The sequence below is a fragment of the Ramlibacter sp. genome, from assembly GCF_035706265.1.
In the GTDB taxonomy this organism is placed as follows: Bacteria; Pseudomonadota; Gammaproteobacteria; order Burkholderiales; family Burkholderiaceae_C; genus Ramlibacter.
This window is the reverse complement of record NZ_DASSVG010000181.1, coordinates 1-7,797: the sequence shown is the minus strand read 5'-3', so window position 1 is coordinate 7,797 and position 7,797 is coordinate 1. Positions and strand designations below refer to the sequence as shown.

Below are 7,797 nucleotides of genomic sequence, written 5' to 3'. Positions count from 1 at the left end.
CGCATTGGACGACGCGGCCATCGTGGTCGAAGGTGGCGCGATCACCTACGTGGGCGCACGTGCCGAGCTGCCGTCCCGGTCCGCGGACCTGCCGCGGCACGACGGTGGCGACGCGCTGGTCACGCCGGGCCTCATCGACTGCCACACGCACCTGGTCTACGGCGGCCAGCGCGCCAACGAGTTCGCGCTGCGGCTGGCCGGCGCCAGCTACGAACAGATCGCCCACGCCGGCGGCGGCATCGTCTCCACCGTGCACGCCACCCGCGCCGCCAGCGAAGACGAGCTGTACGCGCAGGCCCTGCCGCGCCTGCAGTCGCTGTTGGCCGAAGGTGTGTGCGCGATCGAGATCAAGTCGGGCTACGGCCTGGCGCTGGAGCACGAACGCAAGCAGCTGCGCGTCGCGCGCCGGCTCGGGCGCGACTTGGGCGTGACCGTGCGCACCACCTTCCTCGGCGCCCACGCGCTGCCGCCCGAGTACGCGGGCCGCAGCGGCGACTACATCGCGGAGGTCTGCGAGCGGATGCTGCCGGCGCTGGCCGCCGAAGGCCTGGTCGACGCGGTGGACGTGTTCTGCGAGCGCATCGCCTTCTCGCTGGCCGAAACCGAGACGGTATTCCGCGCCGCCCAGGCGCTGGGCCTGCCGGTGAAGCTGCATGCCGAGCAGCTGTCGGACATGGGCGGCGCGAAGCTCGCGGGCTCGTTCGGCGCCTTGTCGTGCGACCACATCGAGCACCTGAGCGCCGAAGGCATCGCGGCGATGCGCGCGAGCGGCACCGTGGCGGTGCTGCTGCCCGGCGCCTTCTACTTCCTGCGCGACACGCACCTGCCGCCGATCGAGGCGCTGCGCGCGGCGGGCGTGCCGATGGCCGTGGCGACCGACCACAACCCCGGCACTTCGCCGGCCCTGAGCCTGCTGCTGATGCTGAACATGGCCAGCACCTTGTTCCGCCTCACCGTGCCAGAGGCACTCGCGGGCGTCACCCACCACGCGGCGCGCGCGCTCGGCCTGCAGGACACGCATGGCGCGCTGGCGCCGGGACGTCCCGCCAACTTCGTGCTCTGGCCGCTGCGCGACGCTTCCGAACTGGTGTACTGGCTCGGCCAGCGCCCCGCCTGCCGGGTCGTGCGCCAGGGCCGGCTGGCCGTCACCGCGGAGGAGGGCGCATGACCGCCCCCGGCTCGCTCTTCGCCGAGCACGCGCTCCTGCCCGAGGGATGGGCCCGCGACGTGCTGCTCGAATGGGACGGCAGCGGCCGCCTGCTGTCCGTGCGCCCCGGCAGCCCCGCGCCCGCCGGCGCCGCCCGCGCCGCCGGCCCGCTGCTGCCGGGAATGCCCAACCTGCATTCGCACGCCTTCCAGCGTGCCTTCGCCGGCCTGACGGAATACCGCGGCCACGACCCCGAGGACAGCTTCTGGAGCTGGCGGGCGCTGATGTACCGCTTCGCCGGCGCGCTCACGCCGGAGCAGCTGCGCGCCATCGCCACGGCGCTGTACGTCGAGATGCTCGAGGCCGGCTACACCTCGGTTTGCGAGTTCCACTACGTGCACCACGACCGCGACGGCCGTCCCTATGCCGACGACGGCGTGCTCTCGGCCTGCCTTATCGAGGCTGCCGCGCAGGCGGGCATCGGCCTGACGCTGCTGCCGGTGCTGTACCAGACGAGCGGCTTCGGCGCGAAGCCGCCCACAGAAGGCCAGCGGCGCTTCATCCGCCGCACCGACGACATGCTGCGCCTGCTGGAGCGCCTCAAGCCGCTGTGCGAGCGCCACGGCGCCCGCCTGGGGCTGGCGCCGCACTCGCTGCGCGCCGTGCCGCCGGAGGCGGTTGCCGATGCCCTGGCCGGACTGGACGCCCTCGACGCCTCAGCGCCGATCCACATCCACATCGCGGAGCAGACCGCGGAGGTCGAGGCCTGCCTGGCCTGGAGTGGCCAGCGCCCGGTGGAATGGCTGCTCGATCATGCGAAGGTCGATGGCCGCTGGTGCCTGGTGCACGCCACCCACATGACGGCGGACGAACACCGCCGCGCGGCAGCTACCGGGGCTGTCGCGGGCCTCTGCCCCAGCACCGAGGCCAACCTCGGCGATGGCCTCTTCGATGCGGGCGCGTGGCGCAGCCACGGCGGCCGCTGGGGCATCGGCTCCGACAGCCACGCTTGCGTGAACGCGGCGGAGGAGCTGATGCTGCTGGAATACGGCCAGCGGCTCGCCACCCAGCGGCGCAACGTGCTGGCCCGCGCCGACGAAGCCCACGTGGCGACCGCCATGACGCTCGAAGCGGTCGCCGGCGGCGCCCAGGCGAGCGGCCGGCCCGTCGCCGGTCTGGCGGTGGGCCAGCAGGCCGACTTCGTTATCCTCGACGCGCAACACACCCTGCTGCGCGAACTGCCCACGCCGCAGGCCATGCTCTCGGCCCACGTTTTCGCCAGCCACCGCCGCTCGGCCCTGCGCGAGGTGTGGGTGGCCGGGCGCCGGCGGGTGGAGCAGGGCGCCCATCCCCTGGCCGGCGAAACTGCGGCGGCCTTCATCGCGGCGCGCCGCGAGCTGCTGTCCACGACTTCCTGAATCCATGAACCAGACCCATCCTCCTTTCCTCTTCCACGCCGGCACCGCGCCGCTGCTGGTCTCGATGCCGCACATGGGCACCTACGTGCCGCCGGAGATCGCGGCGCGCCTGACGGACGAAGCCCGCCGCGTGCCCGACACGGACTGGCACATGGACCGCCTGTACGCCTTCGCCCGCGAGCTCGGCGCCTCCGTCCTGATGGCCACGCACTCGCGCTACGTGATCGACCTCAACCGCCCGCCGGACGGCAGCAGCCTCTACCCGGGCCGCAGCGTCACCGGCCTGTGCCCGGTGGACACTTTCGACGACCAGCCGCTGTACCGCGACGGCCAGGAACCGGACGCCGCCGAGACGCAGGCGCGCATCGAAACCTGGTGGCGGCCCTACCACGCGCAGCTGCGCGCCGAGCTGCAACGCATCCGGCAGCAGCACGGCGTCGCCATGCTGTGGGACGCGCACTCGATCCGCTCGGTGCTGCCGCGCTTCTTCGAGGGGCGGCTGACCGACTTCAACCTGGGCACGGCCGACGGCGCGAGCTGCGATCCAGCCCTCGGCGCGGAACTGCTGGAGATCGCCCGCGGCGTCCCCGAGCACAGCGCCGTCCTCAACGGCCGCTTCAAGGGCGGCTACATCACGCGCGAGTACGGCCGCCCGGCCGAAGGCGTCCATGCCGTGCAGCTGGAGCTGACGCAGTGCAGCTACATGGAGGAGTCGGGCGACTTCGCCTACCTTCCCGAGCGCGCCAAGCGCATCCAGCCGTACCTGCGCCGGATGCTGGAGACCGTGCTGGCCCATGCGCGCCGCGCGGCAGCGGCCGCTTCGTGAGCGCCACAACTGTCGCCTCGCCGTCCGGGGCGCAGCGGCCGGGGAATTACACTCGCCTCCATGCATGACGGACACGAAGACGAATTCGCGGCGGAAGGGGTAGTGCTGCGCAAGCGCCGCAAGGGCATCTACATCCTGCCCAACCTCTTCACGCTCGCCGCGCTGTTCGGCGGCTTCTACGCGATCGTCATGGCCATGAACGGCCGCTTCGACCTGGCGGCCGTGGGCGTGTTCTGCGCCATGGTGCTGGACAGCCTGGACGGCCGCGTGGCGCGCATGACCAATACGCAGAGCGCCTTCGGCGAGCAGATGGATTCGCTCTCGGACATGGTGTCCTTCGGCGCCGCACCGGCGCTGATCGCCTACGAATGGGCCCTGAAGGGCCTGGGCCGCTGGGGCTGGATCGCGGCCTTCGTGTACTGCGCGTGCGCCGCGCTGCGGTTGGCGCGCTTCAACGTCAACACGGGCGTGGTGGACAAGCGCTGGTTCCAGGGCCTGCCTTCGCCGGCGGCGGCGGCGCTGGTCACCGGCTTCATCTGGCTGATGACCGAATACGCGGTGAAGGGCTACGAAGTGGCGTGGTTCATGTTCGGCGTGGCGCTGTACGCGGGGCTGACCATGGTCACCAACGTGCCCTTCTACAGCTTCAAGGACATCCAGATGAAGAAGAGCGTGCCCTTCGCGGTGATCGTGCTGATCGCCCTGGGCATCGCCGTGATCAACATCTATCCGCCCGCGGTGCTGTTCGCGATCTTCGTCGTGTACGGCCTCTCGGGTTACGCGGTGTACTTCTGGCGCAAGTCGCGCGGCGAGCGCGCCAGCGTGATCGCGACGTCGACGGACGAACCGGAAGAAAGCGGACTGCACCGATAGAAACCCTGATGAAGCCTTCGCAAATTCCTGTGTTACAGTGGACCGCATGAACCGTATCGCGCTGGCCCTACTACTCATCCCCCACGGGCGGAGACGGTAGCGCGCGCGCATATTCCCGGACTGACGGCCCGTTTGCACCAGCAGCGGGCCGTTTTTCATTGGGGCTGCTGGCACCAACCCACACCAAGCGAGAACACCGATGCCCATGCTGAAGAACCCCGCGAGCAAGTACCGCTCCTTCGCCCCCGTGCGCCTGGCGGACCGCACCTGGCCCGATGCGGTGCTGACGAAGCCGCCCGTGTGGTGCAGCGTGGACCTGCGCGACGGCAACCAGGCCCTGATCGAGCCGATGGACATCACCCGCAAGCTGCGCATGTTCGAGACCCTGGTGGCGATCGGCTTCAAGGAGATCGAGGTCGGCTTCCCCTCGGCCTCGCAGGTGGAATGGGACTTCGTGCGCAAGCTGATCGAGGAAGACCTGATCCCCGACGACGTGACGATCCAGGTGCTCACGCAGGCGCGCGAGCCGCTGATCCGCCGCACGTTCGAGTCGCTGCAGGGCGCAAAGCGCGCCATCGTCCACCTGTACAACGCCACCGCGCCGGTGATGCGCAAGGTGGTGCTGGGGCTGGACGAGGACGGCATCGTCGAACTCGCCACCTCGCAGGCGAAGCTGTTCAAGGAACTGGCGGCGCAGCAGCCCGAAACCGACTGGATCTTCCAGTACTCGCCCGAGATGTTCTCCGGCACCGAACTGGTGTTCGCCAAGCGCGTGGTCGATGCAGTGACGGAAGTGTGGAAGCCGACGCCGGCGCGCAAGTGCATCGTCAACCTGCCGTCCACCGTGGAGCACTCCACGCCCAACATCTTCGCCGACATGATCGAGTGGATGCACCGCCACCTGGCCCGGCGCGAGGCCATCGTGCTGTCGGTGCATCCGCACAACGACCGTGGCACCGGCACGGCCGCCGGCGAATTCGCCGTCCTGGCCGGCGCCGACCGGCTCGAAGGCTGCCTGTTCGGCAACGGCGAGCGCACCGGCAACCTCGACATCGTGAACGTGGCGCTGAACCTCTACAGCCAGGGCGTGGACCCGGGCCTGGACTTCTCCGACATCGACGAGATCCGCCGCACCGTGGAGCACTGCAACCAGCTGCCGGTGCATCCGCGCCATCCCTATGTGGGCGACCTGGTCTACACCTCCTTCTCCGGCTCGCACCAGGACGCGATCAGGAAGGCCTTCGCCGCCCGCAAGGAAGGCGAGCTCTGGGACATGCCTTACCTGCCGATCGACCCCAAGGACCTGGGGCGCAGCTACGAGGCCGTGATCCGCGTCAACAGCCAGTCCGGCAAGGGCGGCATCGCCTACCTGCTGGAAAGCGAATACGGGCTGGAGCTGCCGCGCCGGCTGCAGATCGAGTTCAGCCAGGTGGTGCAGGGCGTGATGGACGCGAGCGGCAAGGAGCTCTCGGCGCACGACCTCTGGACCCTGTTCGAGAACGAGTACCGCGTCAACCGCGCCGCCGTCACCCACCAGGTGCTGGAGTCCGGCGCGCCGGGCGAGCCGGTGACGCTGGAAGCGAACGTGCGCATGGGCGGCGGCCGGGCGCTCACCATCACCGGGGCCGGCAACGGCCCGATCGACGCCTTCGTCGAAGGGCTCAGCCACGCGCTGGGCGAACCGGTGCGCGTGCTGGACTACCATGAGCATGCGATCGCGTCGGGCGCCGACGCGCGGGCCGTGGCCTACCTGGAACTGCGCGTGGGCGACCGCACGCTGTTCGGCGTGGGCATGGACGGCAACATCGTCTCGGCCTCGCTGAAGGCGATCGTCTCGGGCCTGCAGCGCGCCGGCCTCGCGACCGAACAAGAGGAATCCACATGGCAGACCAACTGATCATCTTCGACACCACGCTGCGCGACGGCGAGCAATCGCCCGGCGCCTCCATGACCAAGGACGAGAAGCTGCGCATCGCGCGCCAGCTGGAGCGGCTGCGCGTCGACGTGATCGAGGCCGGCTTTCCCGCCAGCTCCAACGGCGACTTCGAGTGCGTGCAGGCGATCGCCAACGTGATCAAGGAGTCGACCGTGTGCGGGCTGGCGCGCGCCAACGACCGCGACATCGCCCGCGCGGCGGAGGCGCTCAAGGGCGCGGCGCGCGCCCGCGTGCACACCTTCATCGCCACCTCGCCGCTGCACATGGAGAAGAAGCTGCGGATGACGCCGGAGCAGGTGCTGGAGCAGGCGAAGCAGTCGGTGCGCTTCGCGCGCAACCTGTGCGCCGACATCGAGTTCTCGCCCGAGGACGGCTACCGCAGCGACATCGACTTCCTCTGCCGCGTGCTGGAGACGGTGATCGCCGAGGGCGCGACCACCATCAACGTGCCCGACACGGTAGGCTATGCGGTGCCCGAGCTGTACGGCAACTTCATCAAGAGCCTGCGCGAGCGCATTCCCAACTCCGACAAGGCGGTCTGGTCGGTGCACTGCCACAACGACCTCGGCATGGCGGTGGCCAACTCCCTGGCCGGCGTCAAGATCGGCGGCGCGCGCCAGGTCGAGTGCACGATCAACGGTCTCGGCGAGCGGGCCGGCAACTGCTCGCTGGAAGAGATCGTGATGGCCGTGAAGACCCGCAAGGACTACTTCGGCCTGGAAGTGAACATCGCGACCGAGCACATCGTGCCGGCAAGCAAGATGGTGAGCCAGACCACCGGCTTCGTCGTCCAGCCGAACAAGGCCGTGGTGGGCGCCAACGCATTCGCCCACGCCAGCGGCATCCACCAGGACGGCGTGCTCAAGGCGCGCGACACCTACGAGATCATGCGCGCCGAGGACGTGGGCTGGTCGGCCAACAAGATCGTGCTGGGCAAGCTGTCGGGGCGCAACGCGTTCAAGCAGCGCCTGCAGGAGCTGGGCGTGCAGATGGAAAGCGAGGCCGACATCAACACGGCCTTCGCCAAGTTCAAGGAACTGGCCGACCGCAAGAGCGAGATCTTCGACGAGGACATCCTGGCGCTGGTGAGCGACGAGTCGGTGAAGCACGAGCAGGAGACCTACCGCCTGGTCTCGCTGCGCCAGCACAGCGAGACCGGCGAGCGCCCGCACGCGGAGGTGGTGTTCACGGCTGACGGCCGCGAGGTGCGGGGCGAGTCGGACGGCAACGGCCCGGTGGACGCGTCGCTGAAGGCGATCGAGAGCCACGTGAAAAGCGGCGCCGAGATGGTGCTGTATTCGGTCAACGCGATCAGCGGCTCGACCGAGAGCCAGGGCGAGGTGACGCTGCGCCTGTCCAGCTCGGGCCGCATCGTCAACGGCGTCGGCGCCGACCCGGACATCGTGGTCGCCTCGGCCAAGGCCTACCTGAGCGCGCTCAACAAGCTGCACAGCAAGGTCGACAAGGTCCCCGCGCAAGGCGGCGGACCGCTCTGACCCAGCCTCCCCCTGGCTGTTCCTCCCTCTCCCTCTGGGAGAGGGCAGGGGTGAGAGCACTCCGCCCTCCATCCCCCGCGCCTCTGCCTCTGCCGAGGCCC

General features: G+C 69.8%; 6 protein-coding genes. All 6 read left to right on the top strand.

Translation table 11 applies throughout. The annotated features are described in order from the left end of the window. On the top strand, positions 1-1,168 hold a 1,168-nt coding region (hutI, locus tag VFM98_RS06820; protein WP_325109156.1), incomplete at its 5' end, for an imidazolonepropionase. Beyond that, entirely contained in the window at positions 1,165-2,565 is a 1,401-nt protein-coding gene (locus VFM98_RS06815; RefSeq protein ID WP_325109155.1) for a formimidoylglutamate deiminase, read from the top strand. The genes hutI and VFM98_RS06815, both read left to right, overlap by 4 nt. Before the next feature lie 4 nt (positions 2,566-2,569). Then, on the top strand, positions 2,570-3,391 hold the full coding sequence (gene hutG / locus VFM98_RS06810; protein ID WP_325109154.1) for an N-formylglutamate deformylase: 822 nt from the start codon (positions 2,570-2,572) through the stop codon (positions 3,389-3,391). Between the two features lie 60 nt (positions 3,392-3,451). Next, positions 3,452-4,264 (top strand): CDP-diacylglycerol--serine O-phosphatidyltransferase, encoded by an 813-nt coding sequence (gene pssA, locus VFM98_RS06805; protein ID WP_325109153.1) that lies wholly within the window; start codon positions 3,452-3,454, stop codon positions 4,262-4,264. 205 nt (positions 4,265-4,469) lie between these two features. After that, entirely contained in the window at positions 4,470-6,161 is a 1,692-nt protein-coding gene (gene leuA / locus VFM98_RS06800) for a 2-isopropylmalate synthase (RefSeq protein WP_325109152.1), read from the top strand. Further along, entirely contained in the window at positions 6,146-7,696 is a 1,551-nt protein-coding gene (locus VFM98_RS06795; RefSeq protein WP_325109151.1) for a 2-isopropylmalate synthase, read from the top strand. Before leuA ends, VFM98_RS06795 begins: the two co-directional genes overlap by 16 nt. Positions 7,697-7,797 lie beyond the last annotated feature (101 nt).

Bases quoted from the DNA above. Each gene is read 5' to 3' on its own strand.
- VFM98_RS06815 (WP_325109155.1), top strand. From the start codon at position 1,165: ATGACCGCCCCCGGCTCGCTCTTCGCCGAGCACGCGCTCCTGCCCGAG.
- hutG (WP_325109154.1), top strand. From the start codon at position 2,570: ATGAACCAGACCCATCCTCCTTTCCTCTTCCACGCCGGCACCGCGCCG.
- pssA (WP_325109153.1), top strand. From the start codon at position 3,452: ATGCATGACGGACACGAAGACGAATTCGCGGCGGAAGGGGTAGTGCTG.
- VFM98_RS06795 (WP_325109151.1), top strand. From the start codon at position 6,146: ATGGCAGACCAACTGATCATCTTCGACACCACGCTGCGCGACGGCGAG.
- leuA (WP_325109152.1), top strand. From the start codon at position 4,470: ATGCTGAAGAACCCCGCGAGCAAGTACCGCTCCTTCGCCCCCGTGCGC.